Origin of the sequence: Cumulibacter manganitolerans, assembly GCF_009602465.1 — a bacterium.
GTDB classification, from domain to species: Bacteria; Actinomycetota; Actinomycetes; order Mycobacteriales; family Antricoccaceae; genus Cumulibacter; species Cumulibacter manganitolerans.
Genome location: NZ_WBKP01000003.1, coordinates 1 through 24,805, shown reverse-complemented (window position 1 = coordinate 24,805; position 24,805 = coordinate 1). Strand labels below are relative to the sequence as shown.

Below are 24,805 nucleotides of genomic sequence, written 5' to 3'. Positions count from 1 at the left end.
CAAGTCTAGGAGAGCCCGCCAGCCGGTTTCGGGGCCCATCGACTATCCGGCACCGCCGCCCGCGCCGACGCGTCGTCGGGGCCGCCCCGTGCCGGCTACGCAGGCTCCTGCGAGTCGCGCGCCGCACCGTGGCGACCGGTTCGGATCGCGGCCGCCCGCACCTGGTCCTGATCCTTGCTGATGACGTGCGCGGGGGCGTCCTCGACGCCGACGAGCATGGTGAGCAGGTCCTCGTCGTCGGCGATGTCCAGCCGTTCCGCGATCCGCCGGAGCACCTCGCTCTGCGCGTCCAGCTTGGCTTGCACGGCCGCCCCGTCACGGTTCTGCGTGTTCTGGATGATGAACACCATGAGGAACGTGACGATCGTCGTGCCGGTGTTGATGATGAGCTGGTAGGTGTTGTTGCCGAGTCCCACGAAGGCTCCTCCGACGAACCACACCGCGACGACGAGGCACGACGCGAGGATCGCGGGAAACGATCCCAGCCAGCCGGTGAGGTCGCTGATCGCCCGGGTCAGCCGGGTGCTCTGGTCGGCGGGCTGGGTGCTCAGCTCGGGCGAATGCATGGCTATCTCCGTCCTGGGGTCGTGACGAGCTGCACGCCCCATTCGCTGGTCGCCGACCGGCCCGGCTCGAGGCGGACCACCCGCTCGCCGCTCCGGAACGCGTCCGGTGGGCAGGTCATCGGCTCGACGCCGAGACCACGGCGTCGCCGTGCGCTGCTCAGCGTGTCGGCCGTGAAGATCTCGACGATCGGGTAGTCCGGCCCCACCCACAGCTGGGCGGTCTTGCCGTCGGGCGCGTGCAGCCGCACCCAGCTGCGACCGTCCGCGTCGCGGTCGAGGTCGGTGAACGCGTAGTCGATGCGCAGGTCGCCGATCCGGCGCGGCCGGCGGAAGTCGAACAGCGTCCCGTCGACCGGCTCGGTGCCCGTGGGCAGCTGACGCTGCGCGTCGGTCACGATGCGGGTGGCCGCCGGGATCTCCAGGACGCACGCGTCGATCTCCCCGTCCCCCGGCGACAGGTACGGGTGCTGCCCGCAGCCGTAGGGGCACGCGCGGGAGCCGACGTTCGTCGCCGTCGTCCGCACGTGCAGACCGTCGCTGCCGAGCCGGTAGTCCACCCGGACGTCGAGGGTGAACGGGTAGCCCTGCATCGCGTACAGCCGGGTGCCCAGCGACACCCGCTCGGCCGCCCGCTCGAGCAGCTTCCATGGGCGCCAGCGCACCAGGCCGTGGATGGCGTTGCGCTTCTCCGGCTCGGTCAGCGCGAGCTGGTGCTCCACGCCGTCGAAGGCGTAGTGGCCGTCGCCGAGCCGGTTCGGCCAGGGCACCAGCACCGCACCGTGCGCGGCGTCGCACATCGCGTCCTCGGGGTAGGGCTGCAGCACCTCACGCCCGTCGTGGCTCAGCTCGCGGAGGCCCGCCCCCACCTCGACGACGACGGCGCGGTAGCCGCCGGCCACCAGCTCGTACTGCTCCCCTGACGGTGCTGTCGTCACGTCGCCGCCTTTCCTCCCGCGCGGCCGGAACCGCGTCGCTCACCCGCCGGCTCGGGCCGCTGCACCGCGTCCCGTCCGTCGTCCACCTACAAGTCTGCCCGCAAGTCTTGCGTCAGCGCAAGTATTGCGAGTACACAGGGAAGAGTGCTAGCGGCACCCGCTCACGGACCCGACAGGGAGAGGCGAGATGGCTGACACAGTTGCCGACGTACTGCTCGACCGGCTACGCGCATGGGACATCCGGCAGGTGTTCGGGTTCCCCGGGGACGGCATCAACGGACTGCTGGCGGCGTGGGGTCGCGCGAACAACGATCCCCAGTTCGTCCAGGCCCGGCACGAGGAGATGGCCGCCTTCGAGGCCGTGGGATTCGCCAAGTTCTCCGGGCGGGTGGGGGCGTGCGTGGCCACCAGCGGCCCGGGTGCGGTGCACCTGCTCAACGGGCTGTACGACGCCAAGCTGGACCACGTCCCGGTGGTGGCGATCGTCGGCCAGGCGGCCCGCTCGTCGATGGGCGGCTCGTACCAGCAGGAGATCGATCTGCTGAGCCTGTTCAAGGACGTCTGCGGCGACTACGTGCAGATGTGCACCGTGCCGCAGCAGCTGCCCAACCTCATCGACCGCGCGATCCGCGTCGCGCAGGCGGAGCAGGCGCCGACCTGCCTGATCATCCCGTCGGACGTGTTCGAGCTCGAGTACGTCGCGCCGGGGCACGAGTTCAAGCAGGTTCCGTCGAGCCTGGGCGTGGCCCCGGCGACAGCCGCTCCCGAGCCGGAGGCGGTGCGGCGCGCGGCTGAGATCCTCAATGCGGGGCAGAAGGTCGCGATGCTGGTCGGGCAGGGTGCCCGAGGCTGCGCCGCGGAGCTGACCGAGGTCGCCGACCTGCTCGGGGCCGGTGCCGCGAAGGCGCTGCTCGGCAAGGACGTCCTGCCGGACGACCTGCCGTGGGTCACGGGCTCCATCGGGCTGCTGGGCACCATCCCGTCCTACAAGATGATGATGGGCTGCGACACGCTGCTGACCGTCGGCTCGAACTTCCCGTACACCCAGTTCATGCCGCCGCTCGATGCGGCGCGCGGGATCCAGATCGACCGGTCGGCGAAGTGGATCGGCATGCGCTATCCCTACGAGCTGAACCTCGTCGGGGACGCGCGGACCACCCTGCGCGAGCTGATCCCGCTGCTGGAGCGCACGAGCGACCGGTCCTGGCGAGAGGAGATCGAGAGCGACGTCGCCGACTGGTGGGACACGGTGGAGCGCCGAGCGATGACCGACGCCGACCCGGTGAACCCGATGCGGGTCTTCCACGAGCTGTCCAAGCGGCTCCCGGCGAACGCGATGGTCGCCTCCGACTCCGGCAGCTCGGCCAACTGGTACGCCCGCCACCTCCGCTTCCACGGCGACGTCCGCGGCTCGCTGTCGGGCACGCTCGCCACCATGGGCCCCGGCGTCCCGTACGTCATCGGGGCCAAGTGGGCGCACCCCGACCGCCCGGCGATCGCTATGGTCGGCGACGGCGCCATGCAGATGAACGGGCTGGCCGAGCTGATCACCGTCGGGCACTACTGGTCGCAGTGGGCCGACCCCCGGCTGATCGTCGCGATCCTGCACAACAACGACCTCAACCAGGTCACCTGGGAGATGCGGGCGATGGCCGGCGCGCCGAAGTTCACCGAGTCGCAGACGCTCCCCGACGTCGACTACGCGGCGTTCGCCCGCAGCCTCGGGCTCGGCGGCATCAACATCGACGCGCCCGACGCGCTGGGCCCCGCGTGGGACCAGGCGCTCGCCGCGGACCGGCCGACGGTGCTGGACGTCCGGTGCGATCCCGACGTGCCACCGATTCCGCCGCACGCCACGTTCGAGCAGGTCAAGTCCGTCGCGGCGGCCGTCCTGCACGGCGACGAGGACCGCTGGGGGCTCGTCAGGCAAGGCCTCAAGCAGAAGGCGCAGCAGTACCTTCCCGGCACCAAGGAGGAGGACTGACATGCGCCGGCCCGGCAGAGCCCCGGCGGGGCTCGTCGAGTCCGCGGTGCGCGACGTGCGCACCGGCCGGTTCGAACGCACCCTGTCCGCGCTCACCGCGGCGGGCGCGGCGGTGACCGCCGCGGAGATCTACCTCTCGCACGACGCCGCCAGCTTCGGGAACAAGGTGATGTGGTGGCCGGTCGTGGTCGTGCCGACCGCCATCCCCGCCGGCATCGCCGCGGTGTTCTCCCGGCGCGCCGCGCACACCGTCCTGCCGGCGGCCTCCGCGGCCATCGTCGTGAACGGCCTGCAAGGCACCTACCTGCACTGGCGCGGCATCGCGCAACGGCCCGGCGGGCTGACCGCGTACAACCTCGAATCCGGTCCGCCGCCGTTCGCGCCGCTGCTGGCCTCGCTGGTCGGCGGCATGGGGCTGCTCGCGGCCGTGCTGCGCCGGGAGGGTGACACCGGCCGCGCGGGCCGGCCGGACGGGGGCCGCTGATGCCGTACCGGTCCGGGCGGGAGCACGCCGTCACGCCGCAGCACCGCGGCCGGTTCCCCGGCTTCGACGTCCTCGACAGCGTCGACGTGTGGGACGACGTCACCGCAGGAGTCGTCCTCGCACGGCTGTCCCGGCCGGGGGCCCTGTCCTTCTTCACCCCCACCGAGGTCGCCGTCGCCGCCCCGCTGCTCGACCTGCTGCTGGCGCAGGACGGCGAACCGCGCGTGCCGGTGCTGCCCCTCATCGACAACCGGCTGGCCGTGGGCGAGACCGACGGGTGGCACTACGACGACCTGCCCGAGGACGGCCAGGCATGGCGCGAGACGCTCGCCGCGCTCGACGCCGACGCCCACGCGCGCGGCGGCCGGCGCTTCGCCGAGCTGGCCCGGCCGGCGCAAGCCGGCCTGGTGCAATCGGTCCAGGACCACGCGCAGGCCGGCCGGTCGTGGCACGGCTTCGACGCCTCGCACGTGTGGAGCCTGTGGACCCGGTACGCCTGCACCGCCTTCTACTCCCACCCGTGGGCATGGAACGAGATCGGCTTCCCCGGGCCGGCGTACCCCCGCGGATACCTGAACCCGGGCGTCGACGCGCGAGAGCGGTGGGAACAGCGCGACCGGCACGACGTCGACCCCGCGGCGTTCGCCGCTCGCGTCGAGCGGGCCCGCGCCGAGCACGCCGGCCTGCTGCGCGAGGACGGCGACCGATGAGGAGCGACTACCGGGACATCCGGGCCCGCAACGAGTCCGCGTGGCTGATCCCGAACGACGGGACCCGCACCAACCACCGGCTGCGCGCCGACATGCGCCGCTACGACGACCACGACGAGGTGGACCTCGTGGTGGTGGGCGCCGGGGCCGGCGGCGGTGTGCTCACGCAGCGGCTGGCTCGGGCCGGGTGGCGGGTGGTCTGCCTGGACGCCGGTCCGTTCTGGGACCCGGACACCGACTGGGTCTCCGACGAGCGCGGCTCGCACACGCTCTACTGGACCGATCCCCGGCAGATCGGCGGCAGCCACCCCGTCCCGCTCGGCTCCAACAACTCCGGGCGCGGCGTCGGCGGGTCGATGGTGCACTACGCCGGGTACACCCCGCGCTTCCACCCCTCCGACTTCACCACCCGAACGGCCGACGGGGTCGGCGCGGACTGGCCGATCGGCTATCACGACCTGAAGCCGTTCTACGAGGCGATCGAGCAGGAGCTCCCCGTGGCCGGCCAGGACTGGCCCTGGGGCGACCCGCACTCCTACCCGCACCACCCGCACCCCGTATCCGGCAACGGCGAGATCTTCCTGCGCGGCGCCGCGGCCGCCGGCGTCGAGGCCCGGGTCGGGCCCGTCGCGATCCCGAACGGCCGGTTCGGCAACCGCCCGCACTGCATCTACCGCGGCTTCTGCCTGCAAGGCTGCAAGGTCAACGCCAAGGCCAGCCCGCTGATCACCCACATCCCCGACGCGCTCGCGCACGGCGCGGAGATCCGGCCCGACAGCATGGTCACCCGGGTGGTCGTCGACGACCGCACCGGCACGGTCACCGGCGTGACCTACCTGCGCGCCGGCCGCGAGCACTTCCAGCGCGCCCGCGCGGTCGCGGTGGCCGGCTACTCCATCGAGACGCCGCGGCTGCTGCTGCTGTCGGCCACCGACCGCTATCCCGACGGCCTCGGCAACGACCACGACCAGGTCGGGCGCTACCTGATGGTGCAGGGCGCGCCGCAGACCGCCGGTCGGTTCGACGCCGAGATCCGGATGTACAAGGCCCCGCCGCCCGAGGTCAGCACCGAGCAGTTCTACGAGACCGACCCCACGCAGCCGTACAAGCGGGGCTGGTCCATCCAGACCGTGAGCCCGCTGCCGATCACCTGGGCCGAGCACGTCACCGCGCAGGGCCACTGGGGCGCGCCGCTGCGCGAGTACCTTCGCGACTACGTGCACTGGGCGACGCTGGGCGCGTTGTGCGAGTACCTCCCCCAGCCGGACAACCGCGTGACGCTCGCGGACGAGAAGGACCGGCACGGCCTGCCGGTCGCGCACTTCTCCTACAGCCAGTGCGAGAACGACCGGCAGCTGACGGCCGCCGCGACCCGGTCGATGGAGCGCATCCTGAAGGCCGCGGGCGCGAGCGACATCATCACCATCGATCGCTACGCGCACCTCGTCGGGGGAGCCCGGATGGCGACCGGCCCGGAGGACGGCGTCGTCGACCGCCACCACCGCGTGTTCGGCGTGCCCAACCTCTACGTCGTCGACGGCAGCGTGCTGCCGACGCAGGGCGCGGCCAACCCGGCACTGACCATCATGGCGCTGGCCGCGCGCGCCGCCGACCGGCTCATCCGGCTCGGGCGCCGCGGGCTCACGGAGGCGCAGGTGAGCCCGTCATGAGCGGCGCCCCCGGCACCGTCGATCCGCGGATCGACGAGCTCGCCACCGCCGTGTACACCTTCCCGACGCCGGAGCCGGAGGCCGACGGGACCGCCCGATGGGACGCCACCACGGCGGTCGCCGTCACCCTCGGCGCCGGTGGTCGCACCGGCCTGGGCTGGACCTACAGCAGCCCGGCCGCCGCCGCCGTCGTGCAGCAGACGCTGCGCGACGTCGTCCTCGGGCACGGTGCCCACGACGTCGCGGGCGGCTGGTCGGACATGCACCGGGCATGCCGCAACCTCGGGACCCGCGGCCTGGTGATGCAGGCCATCAGCGCGGTCGACATGGCGTGGTGGGATCTGAAGGCCCGGGTGATGGGTGCGCCGCTCGGCGCGCTGCTGGGCAGCTGCCGCAGCGAGGTGCCGATCTACGGATCCGGCGGTTTCACCACCCTCTCCGACACCCAGCTCGCCGAGCAGGTCGACGGCTGGCTGGCCGCGGGCTGCCGGGCGATGAAGATCAAGATCGCGCAGGACTGGGGCACGCACTGCGCCCGCGACCTCGCCCGCACCGAACGGCTGCGTGCGCTGGCGGGAGATCAGGTCGAGCTCATGGTCGACGCCAACGGCGGGTACACCATCGGCCAGGCGCGCCGCATGGGCGCTCGCCTGGACGACCTCGGGGTGCGGTGGTTCGAGGAGCCGGTGAGCAGCCAGGACACCGGCGGCCTCGCGGAGCTGAAGGCCGCCTTGCGGTGCGACGTCGCCGCCGGCGAGTACGTCTCCGACGTCTACGAGGCGCGTGCGCTGCTGCCCGTCGTCGACTGCCTGCAGCTGGACGCCACCCGCTGCGGCGGCTACACCGGGTGGCTGCGCGGTGCGGCGCTCGCGCAGTCGGTGAACCTCCAGGTGTCGGCGCACTGCGCGCCGTCGCTGCACGCGTTCGTCGCCGCCGCGGTGCCCAACCTGCGGCACGTCGAGTGGTTCGCCGACCACGCCCGGCTGGAGCCGTTGCTCGTCGACGGGCTCCCGGCGGTCGCCGCCGGCGCGCTGCATCCGGACGCCGGGTCGCCCGGGCACGGCATGCGGATCCGTCCGGACGCCGAGCGGTGGCGAACCGGCTGAGCGGTCAGCTCGTCCAGCGCATGTCGCCGAAGTGGTCCTCGGCCGGCTCTCCCGCCGCCTCGGCGAAGGACTCCAGGGCAGCCGGCAGCGCGCGACGCTTGTCCTGCGGCATGCGCCCGACGACCTCCTCGATGGCCGCACGGCGGTGCTCGAAGACCGACGCCACCAGCCGGCTGCCCTTCTTCGTCAGCGTCAGCCGCACGTTGCGCCGGTCGTCCGGCGCGTCGCGCCGGTCGACGAACCCGGCCGACACCAGCCGCTCCACCGTGCGCGTCGCGTTGGACGGGTGCACGCCAATCGCCTCGGCCAACGACGAGAGGTTCAGCGCGCCGCGCGTCGCGATGAGCACCAGCACCCGCAGCTGCGGCACCGACACCTGGCTCTCCACCTCGGCCACAGAACGGGCGACCACGCCGACCAGCACCCGCGCGGCGGCCATGACCGCGTCGACCTCACGCTGCTCGTGCGTCCGCGGGGACTGCGGGTCGGTGGCTGAGGCTCCGGTGGGCACGCTCACAGTCTAGCCAACACTTCTGAGAACGCAATCATTGCGCGAGAGCGAGGACCGCGCCGACGGCGCTCCCGGGGGCCGACAGCACGAAGCCGGACCTACCTCGTGGTAGGTCCGGCTGTCGACGTCGTGCTGGTGCCCCCGGCAGGATTCGAACCTGCGCTCCCGCCTCCGGAGGGCGGTGCTCTATCCCCTGAGCTACGGGGGCGGATCAAGCCGGTCAAGCCTAGCAGTGCCCTCGCGCGGGCCGGCAGCGCGGTCGGTGCACGGCGCCGGGCCCCCGAGCGGCGCCGGGATCGTGACCGTACGGTGTCTGCCGGAGTCCTGCGTGTCGACAGGGCACCGGTGGGCCCGGGTGTGAGACTTTGCGGGTGCCGAACCGACGCCTCGCTCCCCTGATCATCACGCTGGCCACCTCCGTGGTCGCCGTCCTGATGCCCGTCGCGGCGCACGCCGCGCCGCCGGCGAGCCCGCCGGCGAAGGCGAACGCGGTGAAGGGCGCGAAGCTCAGCCCGCGCCTGCAGGAGGTGGCTGCGCCCGGCTTCGCCGCGCTGCCCACCGAGGCACAGGCGGACGCCACCAACGCCCAACCCACCGGACCCGGCTCGTTGATCTGGGACGGCGAGCGGGTCGCGGTGCAGATCCGCCTCGCGCCCGGCCGCGACCCCCAGACGATCGCGTCGGTCGCCGCTCTGGAGCACATCGCCGCCGACGGGACGCAGGCGACCGCGCTGGTGCTCCCGGGGGCGCTGAACACGCTCGCCGCGCTGCCGGCCGTCGCCTACGTGACCGAGGCGATCGAGCCGGTCACCCACGCGGCCTGCCCGACCGGGACCTCGGTCTCCGAAGGCGTCCAGCAGCTGAAGGTCGACCTCGCGCGCGCGGCGTCCGGCGCGGACGGCTCCGGGGTCACCGTCGGCATCATCTCCGACTCGTACGACGCCGCGCGCGCCGCCGCCGGCGACGTCGCGGCCGGCGAGCTGCCCGGTAGCGGCAACCCCTGCGGCTACGGCACGCCGGTCGGCGCGACCGGCGGGGCCGCGGGCGGCACGGACGAGGGCCGCGCGATGGCGCAGATCGTGCACGACCTCGCCCCGGGCGCCAAGATCCTGTTCGCCGACTACGGCAGCACCCAGGCCGACCTCGCCGACCACATCCGAGCGCTGGCCAACCAGGGCGCAACGGTCATCGTCGACGACGTCACCTACTTCGCCGAGCCGATGTACCAGGACGGCGTGGTCGCGAAGGCGATCAGCGACGTCACCGCGGCGGGGGTGAGCTACTTCAGCAGCGCCGGCAACACCAACCAGGTCGTCGCGGGCAAGGACGTCGGCAGCTACCGCACCGACGCGTTCCGCCCGGCAGCCTGTCCGTCGGCGATCGTCCAGGCGTACGGGGTGCCGGGCCTGACCTGCCACGACTTCGATCCGGGCTCCGCGGTCGACACGTCCTGGACGCTCGGCGTCGGCCAGCCCATCTCGCTGGCGCTCGGCTGGAACGAGCCACAGTACGGCGTGGCCACCGACCTCGACCTGTGCGCGATCGACACCACCTCGAACACGCTGATCGGCTGTGGCTGGGACGACAACGCCCTGTCGCAGCAGGCGTTCGAGTGGCTGAGCCTCGCGCAGTCCGGGACCGTCGCGATCGTCGTCGTACGGTACGCCGGCACCGCCGCGCCGGCGTTCCGCATCGTCACGGTCGACGGCACGATCACCTCCACCGACCTGCCGGCCGGCAAGGGCACCGACGTCGTCGGCCCCAGCGCCTACGGGCACAACGTCTCCGCGGCCACCATCTCCGTCGCGGCCCATCCGTACTCCTCGAAGTCGGTGCTCGAGGGCTACTCGGCGGCCGGTCCGTCGCTGACCTGCTGGGGTCCCGTGGTCGGCAGCACACCCGCGGCCCGGCTCGCCTCGTGCCAGAGCACGACGGTCGACCTGACCGCCACCGACGGCGTCCGCAACTCCTTCTTCGGCAGCAACGTGGGCGGCGTCTGGCGGTTCTACGGCACGTCCGCGGCCGCACCGCACGCCGCCGCCGTCGCGGCGCTCGTCCGGCAGGTGGCCCCCTGCGCCACTGCCGACGCCGTACAGAGCGCGCTCACCGGCACGGCGTCCCCGGTCAGCGGGGTGAGCACCGACCATCAGGGCAGCGGCATCGTCGATGCGCAGGCCGCCGTGCAGTCGGTGCAGGCCGCCTGCGGGCCGCCGGGTGCGCACGATCCCCAGGGCGACCTCGCCGCGTCCATCGACCCGACGGGCATCATCAGCTTCGACGGATGGGCTTTCGACCCGGACGCGCTGTCCAAGCCGACGACCGTGATGATCACCGTGGGCGGCGCGGTGGCGGCGTACTCCTACGCCGACCGGCCCAGCCCGCAGCTCTACCCGTACGGCGTACCGGGAGCGCACGGCGTGTCCGGCCAGGTGGCCGGCCCGAAGTCGGGCTCCACCCAGGTGTGCCTGTTCGTGCTCAACATCGGCCTGGGCGCGAACAAGACGGTCGCCTGCAAGCAGGTCACCGTGCCGGCGCTGAACCCGGTCGGTGCGCTGGCGGCCTCGAGCAACGGCGAGCAGCTCTCGATCAACGGGTGGGCCTTCGACCCGAACGACCCCGCGGGCACCGTGACCGTGATGCTCACGGTCAACGGCGAGATCAAGCAGTACCTCTACGCCAACGCGCCGCGCCCGGAGCTGGCGACCTACGGCGTCCCCGGCAACCACGGCTTCGTGAGCACCCTGCCGGCGCCGGGGACGGCCAGCACCGAGGTGTGCCTCTGGGCGTTCAACCTCGGCCCCGGCGCCAGCGGGCTGGTCGAGTGCAAGACGCTCAGCACGCCGGCGTACGACCCGCAGGCCGATCTCTACCTCAGCGCGAGCGGCGGCACGATCACCGCCAGCGGCTACGCGTTCGACCTGAACGCGCCGCTGAGCCCGGTGACCGTGATGCTCACCCTCAACGGGTCGGTGGTCGCCTACAGCACCGCCAACCAGCCCAGCCCGCAGCTCTATCCGTACGGCGTCTTCGGGGCGCACGGCTATCGCACGTCGTTCGGCACCGCCGTCAAGGGCCGCAACGACGTGTGCGTGTTCGCGATCAACATCGGGCCCGGCAAGAACGTCCTGGCGTCCTGCAAGTCCGTCACCGTCTAGCCCTCAGAGCCCGCGCGCCCCGTGCCGCGGCCCGTCTCAGAGCTCCTCGACGACGATGTCGCCGACCGCGTCGGCGAGCCACTCGTTGTACGTCGCGACGACCACGGTGCGTCCGGCGTCCACCACGGCGCGGACGCGCGCGGCGAGCCAGCGCAGCGACTGCTTGTCCAGCCCCCGCTCGGGCTCGTCCAGGACGACGAGCGCAGCCGGACCGGACAGCGCGACCTCGACCGCGATGCGGCGGCGTTCACCCGCCGACATCGCCCACGGCTCGTGCGTGGCGCGGTGGGCCAGCCCGAGGCCGGCGAGCAGCGCGCGGGCCTGCTCGGGGGCGCACCCGAGCAGGTCGCGCACAGACTGCTCGACGGGCGCCTGCTCGGGCAGCCCGTCGGCGTGCCAGACCGCCGCGGCGGGAGGTGCGTGCACGGTGCCCGCGTCCGGGCGCCGGGCCCCCGCGAGCACCTGCAGCAGCGCGGTACGCCGCGCGTCGTGCTCGTCGAGGATGACCAGGCACTCGCCTGCACCGAGGTCGAAGCCGACGCCGTCGAGCAGCCCGCCGATCACCAGGTCACGTACCGCCACCGCCGGACGCGACCGGTCGCTCACTTCTGCTCGACGTCGGCCGGCCGCTCCGGCCAGCGCGGCCACTCGAACTCGTAGTCGTCGGAGATCGTCGAGGCGAACACCGCCTCGCGCTTCTCCTGGAACGCCTTCGCGCCCTCCGTGCCGTCGGGGCCGCCGACCAGCCGGATGATCGCCTCGGACTCCTGGCGGTGGCCGTCCCACGGCGAGTCGAAGCCGAGGCCGCGCCACAGCATCTGACGGGACGCCGCCACGGAGATCGGCGACGTGTTCTCGACGATGTCGGCGGCGAGCTCGCGGGCCTTCGCGAGCACCTGGTCGGCGGGGACGACGTACGAGAAGAGCCGGCCGTCCTTGCCCTCCTGGGCGCTGAAGGTCCGCCCGGTCATCACCCATTCGAGGGCCTGGGTGATCCCGACGATGCGCGGCAGGATCCAGGTCGAGCAGGCCTCCGGGGCGATCGCGCGCCGCGTGAACGGCATCGCGTACTTGCCGCCCTCGGCCGCGATCCGGATGTCGGCGCCGAGCGTCATGGTCATCCCGATGCCGGCCGCGGAGCCGTTCATCGCCATGATCACCGGCTTGACCATGCGCAGGATCTGCAGCGCCGTCGTGCCGCCGCCGTCCCGGGTCCAGCCGCCGATCGTCTCGGCCGTCTCGTTGCCGAGGTCGCCGAAGGCGTTGATGTCCATGCCGACGCAGAAGTACTTCCCGGCACCGGTCACGATGACGACGCGCACCTCGTCGTCGGCGTCAGCCTTCTCCAGCGCCTTGTTGAGCGCGTCGGCGAGGTCCCAGTTGTACACGTTTCCGCGGTCCGGGCGGTTCATGGTGAGCGTCGCGACGCGATCGGTCACCTCGTAGAGGACGAGATCGTTCTGTTCGGTCATGCACAAGGTCTACCACCCGCGGCGCGCGGCGCAGTCAGCCGCGGTCGGGCCGGGTGCGGCCCAGCCACGCCAGGCCGAGGATCGGCAGCACCAGCGGCACGAACCCGTAGCCGATGCCGAACCGCGACCACACCGTGGCGTCCGGGAACTCCTGCGGCACGACGAGGCTGGCGGTCCCGACGGCGAGCACACCGACCAGCTCCACCAGGCACAGGGCGCGGGCCACCCGCCACGACGACGCCGACGCGCGGCCGAGGAAGATCGCGTTGAGCAGATAGATCAGCGCCGCCACGGCGGACAGCACGTACGCCACCGGCGCGTGCTGGAGCTTCGTCGCGATCTGCACACCGGCGCGGGCGCCGGCCGCGAGCGCGAAGATCGCGTAGACCATGACCAGGATCCGGCCAGGTCCGGTCCCCCGCGCGCTCATCGTGTCCATATCTGCTGCAACCTCACCTCGAGCACCGCCACCACCAGGGCCGCCACGACGATCGCCAGCGAGCTCCACCGCGAGCGCTCGAGCCGGGCGACGTATCCCGCGGCCGGCAGCATGATCACCGTCGTACCCAGGTAGCCGATGAACGTCGCCGGCTCGGAGAGGTGGTGGCCGCCGGCCAGCTGCACGCTCGCGACCACCGTCTGCCCGACGACCAGCACCAGCCCGGCGACGAGCAGGCCGAGGGCGAGCCGGCCGGGAGGGCGCCCCCGGCGGAACTCGACGTACGCCGCGAGCGCGAGCGCGAGCGCGAGGCCGATGGCCACATATCGAAGCCAGTCGATCACCGGCAACCTCCCTGGCTGCAGGACGGGACGACGGCTGCAGACGCGTCCGTCCACGGTACCGGGCCACAGGTAGGGTGCTGGGCGTGACCACCGCATCGAGCGCCGCCGTCGAAGGCCGCATCGTGGCCTCGCACCTCACCAAGAAGTACGGCGACGCCACGGCCGTCGACGACCTCAGCTTCACCGTCGAGCCCGGGTCGATCACCGGCTTCCTCGGACCGAACGGCGCGGGCAAGTCGACCACCCTGCGGATGCTGCTCGGCCTGGGCAGCCCCACCTCCGGCAGCTCGTCGATCAACGGCCGGCCGTACGCCGAGCTGACCGACCCGCTGCGGGTCGTGGGATCGGTGCTCGACCCCTCGTTCCACCCCGGCCGCAGCGGCCGCGACCACCTGCGCGTGTACTGCGCCGCCGCGGGCCTGCCGGACGCGCGCGCCGACGAGGTGCTCTCGCTGGTCGGGCTGGACAAGGCCGCCCGCCGGAAGGCCGGCGGCTACTCGCTCGGCATGCGCCAGCGCCTCGGGCTCGCGACCGCGCTGCTCGGCGACCCGCAGATCCTGATCCTGGACGAGCCGGCCAACGGGCTGGACCCGGAGGGCATCGCGTGGCTGCGGCGCTTCCTCCGCCACCTGGCCGGGCAGGGCCGCACCATCCTGGTCTCCAGCCACCTGCTGCAGGAGGTCGAGCAGACCGTCGACCGCGTCGTCATCATCGCCAAGGGGCGCCTGGTGCGCGAGGGCACGGTCGCCGAGCTCTCCGGCTCCCTCGAACGCGTCACCCTCGTGCGCGGGCCGGACCTGAGCCGCCTCGAGGCCGAGCTGCGCCGCGCCCACCCGCGGTCCGTCGAGCGCGACGCGCAGGGGCTGCGGGTCACCGGTCTGCCCACCAGCGAGGTCGGCGAGGTCGCGTTCGCGACGCAGACCGTGCTGCACGAGCTGGTCGACGACAAGAAGGACCTCGAGTACCTGTACTTCCAGCTGACCGCCGGGCAGGGCGAGTACGAGACCGCTCCCGACGGCCACGAAGGGCACCGATCGTGAAGCTGATCAAGTCCGAGCTGCGCAAGTTCTTCACCACCAAGACGTGGATCTGGCTGCTGATCGGCTGCGTCGTCCTCGCGCTGGTGCAGGCCTCGCTGATGCTGTCGTTCGCCGGCACCGTCGACGACCGCACCGGCCGGCCGGTGTTCCCGCCCGTGGACTCGCCCGAGCTGCAGAAGCTGGTGCTCGCCGCGCCCGCGTCCGCCACGATCTTCATCGCGATCCTCGGCGTTATCGGGATGACGGCGGAGTACCGCCACAAGACGATGGCCCCCACGTTCCTGGTCTCGCCGCACCGGTGGCAGGTGGTTCTGGCGAAGCTCGTGACCTACCTGCTGCTGGGCGTGGCGTACGCCGTCGTCGCGGCGGTCTTCGTCGTCGGCCTGGCCTGGATCTGGATCGCGGCCGCCGGCGGCGACTTCACCCTCGCCGGCGACAACGGCAAGGTCCTCGCCGGCGCCGCGATCGCGGCGGCGCTGTACGGCATCATCGGCGTGTCGGTCGGCGCGCTGGCGCGCAACCAGATCGGCGCCGTCAGCGGTCTGCTGGCGTACATGTTCGTGATCGAACCGATCCTGCGCGCGATCCCCGCGACCGGCGACGTGTACCGGATGCTGCCCGGTGGCGCTGCCTCCGCGCTGTACACGTACGCCCAGGTGGGCGACCGCAACACCGACCTGCTGAGCCCGGTCGGCGGAGGGCTGCTGCTCGCGGCGTACGCCGCCGTCCTGGCCCTCGTCGGGTACCTCGTCTCGACCCGTCGCGAGGTCTCCTGAGCCGGGTTCCCCCACGGGCGGCCGAAAGATCGGGTGTGCCGTGCATCACCTCGCGCCGAGGGCGTAACCTCGGGCGTATCTATTGCGCTCGCGCGCGCGAGAACACTCCATCGAGATAAGAAAAGGCGACCGCGCATCGTGTCGACACAGCAGGAATCTGCCACTCCCCACGCCTCGTCGAAGTCCGACTTCGGCACCAACGACTGGGTCATCGAGGACATGTACCAGCGTTATCTCGAGTCGCCCGACCAGGTCGACCCTGCGTGGCACGAGTTCTTCGCCGACTACAAGCCCTCGGCGTCGGGCTCGGACGGCCCCGCGGTGAAGCCGGCGGCGAACGGAGGCGCGCCTGCCGCCCCGTCGAGCGCGAGCGCCCCGAGCGCCCCGGCCAAGGCGGCCCCGGTGGACGTCCCCGCCCCCACGCCACAGGAGAAGCCGGCCGAGGTCGACGAGCCCAAGCCGGCCGACAACACCGCCCAGGACGGCAAGGTGGACTCGCTCACCAACGCCGCCACGGCCCGCAAGATCGCCGAGACCGCGAAGGCCGAGGCGAAGGCGCCGGAGAAGAAGGCGGAGAAGAAGGCGGCGGCCGCCCCCGCGTCGTCCGACAGCGAGTACCAGCAGCTGCGCGGCGCCGCCGGCGCGATCGTGAAGAACATGGAGAAGTCGCTGGAGATCCCGTCCGCGACGTCCGTCCGCGCCGTCCCGGCGAAGCTGCTCGCCGACAACCGAATCGTCATCAACAACCACCTCGGGCGCTCCCGCGGCGGCAAGGTGTCCTTCACCCACCTCATCGGGTACGCGCTGGTGAAGGCGCTGGCCGACTTCCCGGAGATGAACCACTCGTTCGCCGAGGTCGACGGCAAGCCGACGCTGGTGAAGCCGGCGCACGTGAACCTCGGCCTCGCCATCGACCTGCAGAAGCCCGACGGCACCCGCACCCTGGTCGTCGCGAGCATCAAGAACTGCGAGCAGATGGACTTCGCGCAGTTCCTCGCCGCGTACGAGGACATCGTGCGGCGCGCGCGCAACAACAAGCTCACGATGGACGACTACGCCGGCACCACCATCTCGCTGACCAACCCCGGCACGGTCGGCACGAACCACTCGATGGCCCGCCTCATGAGCGGCCAGGGCGCCATCATCGGCGTCGGCGCGATGGACTACCCCGCCGAGTTCCAGGGCATGAGCGAGTCCACCCTGACCGATCTCGCGGTCAGCAAGATCATGACGCTCACCTCGACGTACGACCACCGCATCATCCAGGGCGCGTACTCCGGCGACTTCCTGCGCCGGCTGCACGCGCTGCTGCTGGGCGAGGACGGCTTCTACGACCAGATCTTCCACGCGCTGAAGATCCCTTACGAGCCGGTCCGCTGGATGCCCGACATCACCCGCAACCAGGAAGGCCAGATCAGCAAGGGCGCGCGGATCATCGAGCTGATCGACGCCTACCGCACCAAGGGCCACCTGCTGGCCGACACCGACCCGCTGAACTACCAGCAGCGCACCCACCCCGATCTCGACATCCGCAGCCACGGCCTGACCCTGTGGGACCTCGACCGCGAGTTCCCCGTCGGCGGCTTCGCCGGCCAGGAGGTCATGAAGCTGCGCGACATCCTCGGCGTGCTGCGTGACGCCTACTGCCGCACCGTCGGCGTCGAGTACATGCACATCACCGACCCGGAGGAGCGGGCCTGGATCCAGCAGCGGATCGAGGGCGTCTCGGAGCGGATGCCGGTCGAGTGGCAGAAGCACATCCTCGGGCGGCTGAACGCCGCGGAGGCGTTCGAGACGTTCCTGCACACCAAGTTCGTCGGCCAGAAGCGGTTCTCGCTCGAAGGCGGCGAGACGGTCATCGCGCTGCTGGACGCCGTCCTGCAGCGGGCCGCCGAGCACGAGCTCGACGAGGTCGCGATCGGCATGCCGCACCGCGGCCGGCTCAACGTGCTGGCCAACACGGTCGGCAAGTCCTACGGGCAGATCTTCCGCGAGTTCGAGGGCAACATCGATCCGTCCACCGCGCACGGCTCCGGCGACGTGAAGTACCACCTGGGCGCCGAGGGCGAGTTCACCCACCCGGTCACCGGGCACTCCACCACCGTGTCGCTGACCTCCAACCCCTCGCACCTGGAGACCGTCGACCCGGTCCTCGAGGGCATCGTGCGCGCGAAGCAGGACAAGATCAACAAGGGCGAGCAGGGCTTCACCGTGCTGCCGGTGCTGCTGCACGGCGACTCCGCGTTCGCCGGGCAGGGCGTCGTCGCCGAGACGCTCAACCTGTCGCAGCTGCGCGGCTACCGCACCGGCGGCACCGTGCACATCATCGTGAACAACCAGGTCGGCTTCACCACCTCGCCCGCGGCCGCCCGCTCCTCGCTGTACTGCACCGACGTCGCGCGGATGGTGTCCGCGCCGATCTTCCACGTCAACGGCGACGACCCGGAGGCGTGCGTGCGCGTCGCCCGGCTGGCCGTGGAGTACCGCCAGGCGTTCAAGAAGGACGTCGTCATCGACATGGTGTGCTACCGCCGCCGCGGGCACAACGAGGGCGACGACCCGTCGATGACCCAGCCGCTGATGTACGACGTCATCGACGCCAAGCGCTCGGTGCGCAAGCTCTACACCGAGGCGCTCGTCGGCCGCGGCGACATCACGATGGACGAGGCGACCGAGGCCCTGCAGGACTACCAGAAGCGCCTCGAGCAGGTGTTCGTCGAGACCCGCGAGTCCGACCCGCCGACCGGCCAGAAGCCGGAGATGGAGCAGCGCGACGACTCCGAGGTGGAGACCGGCGTCTCGCCGGAGATCCTCAAGCGGATCGGCGACGTCCACGTCTCCTACCCCGAGGGCTTCTCGGTGCACCCGAAGCTGCAGAAGCTCGTCGAGCGGCGCGCCAACATGGTGACCCAGGGCGGCATCGACTGGGGCATGGGCGAGATCCTCGCCTTCGGCTCGCTGCTCGCGCAGGGCGTCCCGGTCCGGCTCGCCGGACAGGACTCGCGCCGCGGCACCTTCGTGCAGCGGCACGCCGTGCTCATCGACCGCAACGACGGCGAGGAGTACACCCCGCTGCTGTACCTCGGCAAGGGCCAGGCCCGGTTCTGGGTCTTCGACTCGCTGCTGTCGGAGTACGCCGCGATGGGCTTCGAGTACGGCTACTCGGTCGAGAACACCGAGGCGCTCGTGGTGTGGGAGGCGCAGTTCGGCGACTTCGCCAACGGCGCCCAGTCGATCATCGACGAGTACATCACCTCGGGCGAGGCGAAGTGGGGCCAGCGCTCCGGCGTCGTGCTCATGCTGCCGCACGGCCACGAGGGCCAGGGTCCCGACCACTCGTCGGCGCGCATCGAGCGCTACCTGGCGATGTGTGCCGAAGACAACATGACGGTCGCGAACTGCTCGACCCCGGCCAACCACTTCCACATCCTGCGCCGGCACGCGCTGGACAACATCCACCGCCCGATGGTGCTGTTCACGCCCAAGTCGCTGCTGCGCGCGAAGGCCGCCACGTCCGAGGTCTCCGACTTCACCGAGGGGCACTTCCAGCACGTCATCGGCGACCCGGGCGCGGATCCGCAGAAGGTGACCCGCGTGCTGCTGGCCTCCGGCAAGATCAACTACGAGCTCCTCGCCGCCCGCGACAAGGCCGGCAAGGACAACGTGGCGATCCTGCGGGTGGAGCAGCTGTACCCGGTGCCCGGGTCCTACATCGCCGAGGAGCTGGCGAAGTACCCCAACCTGCAGGAGCTGGTGTGGGTGCAGGAGGAGCCGGCCAACATGGGCGCGTGGTCGTTCATGGCGATGAACCTGCCGGCCGAGCTGCCCGCCGGAACCCCTGCACTGCAGGGCGTCTCGCGGCCGGCGTCCGCCTCGCCGGCGGTCGGGTTCAAGAAGGTGCACGACCGCACCCAGACCGAGCTCATCGAGCGCGCGCTGGGCTAGCCGGGCATGTACTTCACCGACCGCGGCATCGAGGAGCTCGAGCAGCGCCGCGAGGACGAGGAGCTCAGCGTCGACTGGCTGTGCGACCGGATGCGCACCTTCATCGACCTGCATCCGCAGTTCGAGAACGCCGTCGACCAGCTGGCGGTGTTCCTCGCCCGCGATGACGAGGACGACGACGGCTAGCCTCGCTCGCAGACGAAAGCGGGCTTCGTAGGTCGAAGCGGGGAAACTTCCCCGCTTCTGCCCACGAAGCCCGCTTCTGCGTTGGGTGCTGTCGCGTCCGGTCCGGCGGCGCCCTCTGCCGGGCGGCGCCGGACCGGCCGCGCTAGCGGATGACCCAGTCGCCCTTGCCGGTGAGCCACGCCTTCTTGACGGCGGCGGTCACCGCCGGAACCACCCGCGGATCGAAGGGGTCCGGGATGATCTTCTCGGTGCTCATCTCGTCGAGGACGACGTCCGCGATGGCGACCGACGCGGCGATCTTCATCTCGTCGGTGATCGCGGTCGCGCCCGCCTCGAAGGCACCCTTGAAGATGCCCGGGAAGGCCAGCACGTTGTTGATCTGGTTCGGGAAGTCCGAGCGACCGGTGGCCACCACGGTGGCGTACTTGCGCGCGATGTCCGGGTGGATCTCCGGCGTCGGGTTCGACAGCGCGAAGATGATCGGGTCGTGGTTCATCGACGCGATCGCCTCCTCGCTGATCGTCGAGCCCGACAGGCCGATGAAGCAGTCCTTGCCGGCCAGGATCTCCTCGGTGGTGCCGCGGATGCCCTCGTGGTTGGTCCACGACAGCAGCTGCTGCTTGACCGGGGTCAGGTCGTGCCGCCACGGGTGGATGGCGCCCTTGGAGTCCGTCAGGATGATGTCGCGTACGCCGGTCGAGTAGAGCATCTTCGCGCAGGCGATGCCGGACGCTCCGGCGCCGGCGATCACGATCCGCATCTCGCCGTCCTTGCGGCCGGACAGCATCCGCGCGTTGCGCAGCGCCGCCGTCACGACGATCGCGGTGCCGTGCTGGTCGTCGTGCATGACCGGCATGTCGAGCTCGGCCTTGAGCCGGTCCTCGACCTCGAAGCAGCGGGGCGCCGAGATGTCCTCGAGGTTGATACCGCCGAAGGACGGCGCGATCGCCTTGACGGTCGCGACGATCTCGTCCACGTCGGTGGTGTCGAGCACGATCGGGAACGAGTCGATACCGGCGAACTGCTTGAACAGGCCCGCCTTGCCCTCCATGACCGGCAGGGAGGCGTCCGCGCCGATGTTCCCGAGGCCGAGGACGGCGGTGCCGTCGGACACCACGGCGACGATTCCGGGAGCCGCGGTGTACTTCTTCTTCTCCGGCGGGTAGTCGGCGATGCGGGTGCATACCTCGGCTACGCCCGGCGAGTACACCTTCGAGAGCACCTCGGTGCTGTCGATGGGGTTCTTGAGCTCTACGGAGATCTTCCCGTGGTCGTGCGCGTCGAAGATCGACTGCATGGCGGGGTCGATGGGCGGCGGTTCGGGGTACTTCACTTCTCTCCTCTGAAGGCAGGGCAAAACTGGCTGGGGTGGGGTTGCGCCGCGGCATGGGTGAGCCGCGCTGAGCGCTCCCGGATGGTGTCCGAGCCGATTGCGCTACGTGCCATCGTCCCACAGGGTGAGCACCCGGTAGTTTGTGGGCATGGACGTACGCGATCTGAAATTCCCCGGCATCCTCGAGTTCACCCCCAAGGTCTTCCCGGACGACCGCGGCATCTTCCTCGAGTGCTTCCGCGCCGAGCCCCTCGAGGAGAAGCTGGGCCACCGCCTCGACCTGGTGCAGGCCAACCACTCGGTCTCCAAGAAGGGCACCGTGCGCGGCGTCCACTACGCGCTCGTCCCTCCGGGCCAGGCGAAGTACGTCTACTGCCCCGCCGGCTCCTTCCTCGACATCGTCGTCGACATCCGCGACGGATCGCCGACCTTCGGCGAGGTCGACGTCGTCAAGCTCGATGCGAAGGACCACCGCGCGATCTACGTCTCCGAAGGCATCGGCCACACCGTCGTGGCTCTCGAGGACAACTCGTCGCTGATCTACCTTTGCTCCGCCGGGTACAACCCGACGCTGGAGAAGGGCCTCAACCCGCTGGACCCCGAGCTCGGATTGCCGATCCCGAACGACATCGAGCTGCTGCTGTCGCCGAAGGACACCGCCGCGCCGACGCTGACCGAGGCCAAGGAGCAAGGGCTGCTGCCGTCGTACGACGACTGCGAGAAGTGGTACGCCGCGCTGCGCGACGGCTCCGCGACGAAGTAGCCCGACGCCGGGAGCGACCGTGAAGCTGATCACCTTCGAAGCGGCGGACGGCGCCGCGGCGGGCGTGCTGTCCGGGGACGCCATCTACCCCTTCCCGAACGCGGCCCGCCTGATCGACGTGATCGGTCGCGGCAACGACGCCGTGCTGGCGCTCGGGCAGGATGCTCTCGCGACCTCCGAGCCGATCGCCGCCGAGACGGTACGGGTGCTCGCACCGGTCGATCCCCCGCAGGTGCGCGACTCGATGTGCTTCCACGAGCACATCCGCAACGCGGGCGGGGATCTGCACGAGAGCCACTCGCTGTTCCCGACGTTCTACTTCTCGAACGCGGCCGGCGTGATCGGCCCGCAGGATGACGTGCGCATCACGCCCGGCTGCGAGCGGTTCGACTACGAGCTGGAGGTCGCGGCCGTCATCGGGGTGCCGGCGTCCAATGTCTCCCCGCAGGACGCCGCGGCGCACATCGCCGGCTACACGATCTACATCGACTGGAGCGCGCGCGACCTGCAGCAGAACGAGATGGCTCTGCGGCTGGGTCCGGCCAAGGGCAAGGACGGCGCGACCACCCTCGGGCCGGTGCTGGTCACTCCCGACGAGTTCGCGCCGTACGCCGCCGGCAAGGGGTTCGATGCGGCGATGACCGTGGAGATCAACGGCGAGCCGTTCAGCACCGGGAACTGGTCGAGCATCGACTGGTCGTTCGACGACGTCGTCGCCTACACCTCACGCGGGACGACGCTGCGCACCGGTGACGTGCTCGGCAGCGGGACGGTCGGGCGCGGCTGCCTGCTCGAGCACTCCCGTACCGACCCGGACGGCTTTCGCGGCTGGTTGCGGCCCGGCGACGTGGTCACGTTCGAGGTCGAGCACATCGGCCGGTTCGCGCAGCGCGTCGTCGAGCCGCTTGAGCGCTTTCCGCTCAGTTCGGGCTACTGACCGACCGGTCGGGGGCGGTCGCCTACGGCCTCCTCTAGAGCTTCGGTTCCTGTTCGCGGCGTGCTTCGGTACCGGATCTGGGTGGTTTCGGTACCGAAGTGCGCCGCGAATGGGCTTAGCCGGCCCGGGGTCCGAGGTGCTCGGCGAGTCGTCTCCGTAGGTGCTGCTCGAGGCTGGTGACCTGTCGCGGTGGCGGTTCGGTGACCGGGGGTGGCGGGGTGCTGACGTAGGCGTGGCCGGTGGGGGTGGTGGTGACGGTGACGTGCCGGCCTTCGATGATCCGGGGCTGGGTGCGCCAGCCGGGTTGTTCCTTGACCTGGTTGCACCGCTGGCACAGGCCTTGCCCGTTCGCGATCGTGGTGGGCCCACCGGCGGCGTGGGGCCGGATGTGGTCGAGGTGGCGGATGGGTGCGCCGCAGCCGCGGCAGTCCCGGTCGCGCGCCATGATGGCGCGTCGGGTGGCGCCGGTGAACCGCCGCCGCGTCGCGTCGGCTGCGGTGATCTCCCCGCTGATCGGGTCGGCGAACAGCCGGCGGATCCACCGCGCCGCCTCCTCGACCCCGGCGGCGAGGGCGATGTCGCGGGCGATCACCGCCGGGATGGGATGCTCCCCGATCCAGCCACACTCCCCACCCGCCGGGGGTGCCTCGGCATCACCGGGCTCCGCGGACTGCGAGGGCAGGAGGGTGGTGGCGGGCATGACGAGCTGGACCTCGACCGGGATCAGCTCGGATGAGGCGTACCCGGTCAATCGGTGCAGGAGCGCGTCGGCCATGATCGCGCCGCGGGACCGCTCATCACCGCTCGCCTTGAGAGTGTCGGCCTGCTGGGATAGGGCGGCGTAGGCGGCGACGCCGTCCTTGACCGGCAGCAACGCGCTGAGATACACCATCGCATCCGGCGCCGGCCGGAGCGTGACGCAGCGATCCGCTTCGGCCATCCGGATACGCCGCACCACCGACTCGGCGTCCACTTTCGCGGCCTCCGCGCGGGCGGTCGCCGCCGCCCGTTTCGGGCTCATCCCACCGAGCCGCTCGCTCAGCTTCTCATCCACCACCGCGCGGTCCTCGGGCATCAGGCACACGGTCTCGCGGGCCACGTTCTGCGCGGCCTGCTCGCCGATCGCCGCGCCGGTCAGCAGCGCGAGGGTCCGCGGCAATTCGCGCACGAGGCCCTTGGCGAGGGGGAGGTCGTTCGCGGCCCGCCACGGCGACACGCCACGCGCGAGGGCGACCTGCTCGGCGATGCCCTTACCGGCATCCTGACGGGTCGCCCCCGCCGCCAGAGCGGCGCCGCGGAGTGAGGCATCGAAGGCGACCTGCACGTGCGCCTCCACCGCGGCCACCGCCGCCCGCAGCCGCCGCAGATCACCGAGCATGTCGATCAGACCCGCATCACTCACACCGCCCAGACCCTGCTCGGCCGTGTCCGCAGCCGCATCCGCCGTGCCGGCTGGCGCTGCCGCGGCATCGAGGGCGAGCTGCTGCACCGCCAGCCACGCGCCGCGCACTACCGCCACCGGCGAGGCCACGTCGGCTCCCGGGTCCGTCACGGGCGGGCTGCTGATCATGCCCCTGAATCTACGGACCGGCACCGACAAGATTTCCGCACCAGAACCCCGCTACAGCAGGGACCTGTGCACAACCGGCCACCTGTGAACGGCCACCGCGCGCACCGGCGACATTGTCGGCTCCCGGCGTCTCGACATCGCTCGCCCCAAGGGGGCTCGCTCGCTCGACGACCAGGGAAGGGGCCCGCTCAAGGTGCCGACCTGTGCAGCGTCTGGCGTGCGTAACCAGGCACCTAGGCCGCCGCGGTGCTCGCTCAGGACCGTGAAGAGGGCTCGCTCGACGGTCCGCGGGTGAGCGCAGCGCGCCACTGCGCGGAGGTGAGCGGGTACGGGTCGCCGCCCGCCACCTCGACGCCGCTGCCCGCGGCCGCGATCACCTGCTCGAACGGCGCGGGCGTGATCGTGCAGTCGTCGATGTCCTCGGCGTCCTGCGACCACAGCGGCGGGTCGACGAGCACGCCGTCCGCCGGCCCGAAGCGGTCGGTGTGCGGCGTCCAGCCCGACCACCGGGAAGCCGCGTAGAACTCGTCGACGGCGTCACCGAGCAGCCACGTCAAGAACCCGTCGTGGTCCAGCCCCAGCGGCTCCCAGCCCAGCGCGTCCGGCGCCCAGTACTGGATGTGCGCGCCGGCGCCGCGGTCCTCGGCGGCGGGGGCGCCTGAGCCGCCGTCCTGCCCGCCGGTGCCGCGGTCCTGCCCGCTGGTGTCGCGGTCCTGCCCGCTGGTGCCGCGGCCCTGCCCGCTGGTGTCGCGGTCCTGGGCGTCGGCGCCGTTCTGGGCATCGGGGGACGCGCGCTGCGCGATGGAGCGGATCCTCCAGAGGATCACGTCTACCTCCGCCCAGGCTGACTTTCTTGATCGGGTACAGCAGTACGGAGGC

General features: G+C 71.5%; 22 protein-coding genes and 1 tRNA gene. 12 read left to right on the top strand and 11 right to left on the bottom strand.

Annotated elements, in window-relative coordinates; all coding sequences use genetic code 11:
* Window positions 1-95: 95 nt before the first annotated feature.
* Together F8A92_RS01605 and F8A92_RS01600 are read right to left on the bottom strand one after the other, a co-directional pair.
* Window positions 96-566, bottom strand: a complete 471-nt coding sequence (locus F8A92_RS01605) for a low affinity iron permease family protein (protein WP_153502801.1) — start codon at window positions 564-566, stop codon at window positions 96-98.
* A gap of 2 nt (window positions 567-568) precedes the next feature.
* Window positions 569-1,501, bottom strand: a complete 933-nt coding sequence (locus F8A92_RS01600) for an aldose 1-epimerase family protein (protein WP_153502800.1) — start codon at window positions 1,499-1,501, stop codon at window positions 569-571.
* A 187-nt stretch (window positions 1,502-1,688) separates the two neighbouring features.
* Between F8A92_RS01600 and F8A92_RS01595 the strand changes: the two genes are divergently transcribed.
* Genes F8A92_RS01595 through F8A92_RS01575 form a run of 5 tightly spaced genes read left to right on the top strand, consistent with a single transcriptional unit; the run spans window position 1,689 to window position 7,455 of the window.
* Window positions 1,689-3,485 carry a thiamine pyrophosphate-requiring protein gene (locus F8A92_RS01595; protein ID WP_153502799.1) on the top strand — a complete coding sequence of 599 codons (1,797 nt, stop codon included), beginning with the start codon at window positions 1,689-1,691 and terminating at the stop codon, window positions 3,483-3,485.
* Window position 3,486: 1 nt separating this feature from the next.
* Entirely contained in the window at window positions 3,487-3,969 is a 483-nt protein-coding gene (locus F8A92_RS01590) for a hypothetical protein (RefSeq protein WP_153502798.1), read from the top strand.
* Complete coding sequence (locus F8A92_RS01585) at window positions 3,969-4,679, top strand: gluconate 2-dehydrogenase subunit 3 family protein (protein ID WP_153502797.1); 711 nt, start codon at window positions 3,969-3,971, stop codon at window positions 4,677-4,679. The genes F8A92_RS01590 and F8A92_RS01585 overlap by 1 nt, the downstream gene beginning before the upstream one ends.
* Window positions 4,676-6,349 (top strand): GMC family oxidoreductase, encoded by a 1,674-nt coding sequence (locus F8A92_RS01580; protein WP_153502796.1) that lies wholly within the window; start codon window positions 4,676-4,678, stop codon window positions 6,347-6,349. The genes F8A92_RS01585 and F8A92_RS01580 overlap by 4 nt, the downstream gene beginning before the upstream one ends.
* Window positions 6,346-7,455, top strand: coding sequence for an enolase C-terminal domain-like protein (locus F8A92_RS01575; RefSeq protein ID WP_153502795.1), 1,110 nt, complete (start codon window positions 6,346-6,348; stop codon window positions 7,453-7,455). Before F8A92_RS01580 ends, F8A92_RS01575 begins: the two co-directional genes overlap by 4 nt.
* Before the next feature lie 4 nt (window positions 7,456-7,459).
* Here F8A92_RS01575 and F8A92_RS01570 read toward each other — a convergent pair whose 3' ends face one another.
* Complete coding sequence (locus F8A92_RS01570) at window positions 7,460-7,966, bottom strand: MarR family winged helix-turn-helix transcriptional regulator (RefSeq protein ID WP_228389109.1); 507 nt, start codon at window positions 7,964-7,966, stop codon at window positions 7,460-7,462.
* A gap of 133 nt (window positions 7,967-8,099) precedes the next feature.
* Window positions 8,100-8,174: transfer RNA gene (locus F8A92_RS01565), tRNA-Arg, on the bottom strand.
* 163 nt (window positions 8,175-8,337) lie between these two features.
* Between F8A92_RS01565 and F8A92_RS01560 the strand changes: the two genes are divergently transcribed.
* The gene (locus F8A92_RS01560; protein WP_153502794.1) at window positions 8,338-11,121 is read left to right on the top strand and encodes a S8 family serine peptidase; all 2,784 of its coding nucleotides are present in this window, start codon (window positions 8,338-8,340) and stop codon (window positions 11,119-11,121) included.
* Window positions 11,122-11,157: 36 nt separating this feature from the next.
* On the opposite strand, the gene F8A92_RS01555 is transcribed toward F8A92_RS01560, so the two are convergent.
* From F8A92_RS01555 to F8A92_RS01540, 4 genes are read right to left on the bottom strand one after another with little or no spacing between them, the layout of a single operon-like run.
* Complete coding sequence (locus tag F8A92_RS01555) at window positions 11,158-11,703, bottom strand: ABC transporter ATP-binding protein (RefSeq protein WP_194291317.1); 546 nt, start codon at window positions 11,701-11,703, stop codon at window positions 11,158-11,160.
* Between the two features lie 20 nt (window positions 11,704-11,723).
* The gene (locus F8A92_RS01550; RefSeq protein WP_153502792.1) at window positions 11,724-12,593 is read right to left on the bottom strand and encodes an enoyl-CoA hydratase-related protein; all 870 of its coding nucleotides are present in this window, start codon (window positions 12,591-12,593) and stop codon (window positions 11,724-11,726) included.
* Between the two features lie 34 nt (window positions 12,594-12,627).
* A complete protein-coding gene (locus F8A92_RS01545) occupies window positions 12,628-13,032 on the bottom strand; it encodes a hypothetical protein (RefSeq protein WP_153502791.1) in 405 nt (134 codons plus the stop codon).
* Window positions 13,020-13,376: a hypothetical protein gene (locus F8A92_RS01540; RefSeq protein ID WP_153502790.1), complete on the bottom strand. Its 357-nt coding sequence runs from the start codon at window positions 13,374-13,376 to the stop codon at window positions 13,020-13,022. Before F8A92_RS01540 ends, F8A92_RS01545 begins: the two co-directional genes overlap by 13 nt.
* Before the next feature lie 83 nt (window positions 13,377-13,459).
* Here F8A92_RS01540 and F8A92_RS01535 point away from each other — a divergent pair, with 83 nt between their 5' ends.
* From F8A92_RS01535 to F8A92_RS01520, 4 genes are all read left to right on the top strand, one after another.
* A complete protein-coding gene (locus F8A92_RS01535; RefSeq protein WP_153502789.1) occupies window positions 13,460-14,416 on the top strand; it encodes an ABC transporter ATP-binding protein in 957 nt (318 codons plus the stop codon).
* Window positions 14,413-15,192 (top strand): ABC transporter permease, encoded by a 780-nt coding sequence (locus F8A92_RS01530; protein WP_153502788.1) that lies wholly within the window; start codon window positions 14,413-14,415, stop codon window positions 15,190-15,192. The genes F8A92_RS01535 and F8A92_RS01530 overlap by 4 nt, the downstream gene beginning before the upstream one ends.
* Window positions 15,193-15,330: 138 nt before the next feature.
* A complete protein-coding gene (locus tag F8A92_RS01525) occupies window positions 15,331-19,137 on the top strand; it encodes a multifunctional oxoglutarate decarboxylase/oxoglutarate dehydrogenase thiamine pyrophosphate-binding subunit/dihydrolipoyllysine-residue succinyltransferase subunit (protein WP_228389108.1) in 3,807 nt (1,268 codons plus the stop codon).
* A gap of 6 nt (window positions 19,138-19,143) precedes the next feature.
* Complete coding sequence (locus F8A92_RS01520) at window positions 19,144-19,323, top strand: DUF6104 family protein (protein ID WP_153502787.1); 180 nt, start codon at window positions 19,144-19,146, stop codon at window positions 19,321-19,323.
* A gap of 142 nt (window positions 19,324-19,465) precedes the next feature.
* On the opposite strand, the gene F8A92_RS01515 is transcribed toward F8A92_RS01520, so the two are convergent.
* Entirely contained in the window at window positions 19,466-20,656 is a 1,191-nt protein-coding gene (locus F8A92_RS01515; RefSeq protein ID WP_228389107.1) for an NAD(P)-dependent malic enzyme, read from the bottom strand.
* Window positions 20,657-20,804: 148 nt separating this feature from the next.
* Here F8A92_RS01515 and F8A92_RS01510 point away from each other — a divergent pair, with 148 nt between their 5' ends.
* Entirely contained in the window at window positions 20,805-21,419 is a 615-nt protein-coding gene (locus F8A92_RS01510) for a dTDP-4-dehydrorhamnose 3,5-epimerase family protein (RefSeq protein WP_153502786.1), read from the top strand.
* A 19-nt stretch (window positions 21,420-21,438) separates the two neighbouring features.
* On the top strand, window positions 21,439-22,356 hold the full coding sequence (locus F8A92_RS01505) for a fumarylacetoacetate hydrolase family protein (protein ID WP_153502785.1): 918 nt from the start codon (window positions 21,439-21,441) through the stop codon (window positions 22,354-22,356).
* A gap of 115 nt (window positions 22,357-22,471) precedes the next feature.
* On the opposite strand, the gene F8A92_RS01500 is transcribed toward F8A92_RS01505, so the two are convergent.
* Window positions 22,472-23,926, bottom strand: a complete 1,455-nt coding sequence (locus F8A92_RS01500; protein WP_153502784.1) for an HNH endonuclease — start codon at window positions 23,924-23,926, stop codon at window positions 22,472-22,474.
* 254 nt (window positions 23,927-24,180) lie between these two features.
* A complete protein-coding gene (locus tag F8A92_RS01495) occupies window positions 24,181-24,753 on the bottom strand; it encodes a DUF2625 family protein (RefSeq protein WP_153502783.1) in 573 nt (190 codons plus the stop codon).
* Between the last annotated feature and the right edge of the window lie 52 nt (window positions 24,754-24,805).

Coding starts and splice junctions, on each gene's coding strand:
- F8A92_RS01605 (WP_153502801.1), bottom strand. CDS start 566: ATGCATTCGCCCGAGCTGAGCACCCAGCCCGCCGACCAGAGCACCCGG.
- F8A92_RS01595 (WP_153502799.1), top strand. CDS start 1,689: ATGGCTGACACAGTTGCCGACGTACTGCTCGACCGGCTACGCGCATGG.
- F8A92_RS01590 (WP_153502798.1), top strand. CDS start 3,487: ATGCGCCGGCCCGGCAGAGCCCCGGCGGGGCTCGTCGAGTCCGCGGTG.
- F8A92_RS01585 (WP_153502797.1), top strand. CDS start 3,969: ATGCCGTACCGGTCCGGGCGGGAGCACGCCGTCACGCCGCAGCACCGC.
- F8A92_RS01580 (WP_153502796.1), top strand. CDS start 4,676: ATGAGGAGCGACTACCGGGACATCCGGGCCCGCAACGAGTCCGCGTGG.
- F8A92_RS01575 (WP_153502795.1), top strand. CDS start 6,346: ATGAGCGGCGCCCCCGGCACCGTCGATCCGCGGATCGACGAGCTCGCC.
- F8A92_RS01550 (WP_153502792.1), bottom strand. CDS start 12,593: ATGACCGAACAGAACGATCTCGTCCTCTACGAGGTGACCGATCGCGTC.
- F8A92_RS01545 (WP_153502791.1), bottom strand. CDS start 13,032: ATGGACACGATGAGCGCGCGGGGGACCGGACCTGGCCGGATCCTGGTC.
- F8A92_RS01520 (WP_153502787.1), top strand. CDS start 19,144: ATGTACTTCACCGACCGCGGCATCGAGGAGCTCGAGCAGCGCCGCGAG.
- F8A92_RS01510 (WP_153502786.1), top strand. CDS start 20,805: ATGGACGTACGCGATCTGAAATTCCCCGGCATCCTCGAGTTCACCCCC.
- F8A92_RS01500 (WP_153502784.1), bottom strand. CDS start 23,926: ATGATCAGCAGCCCGCCCGTGACGGACCCGGGAGCCGACGTGGCCTCG.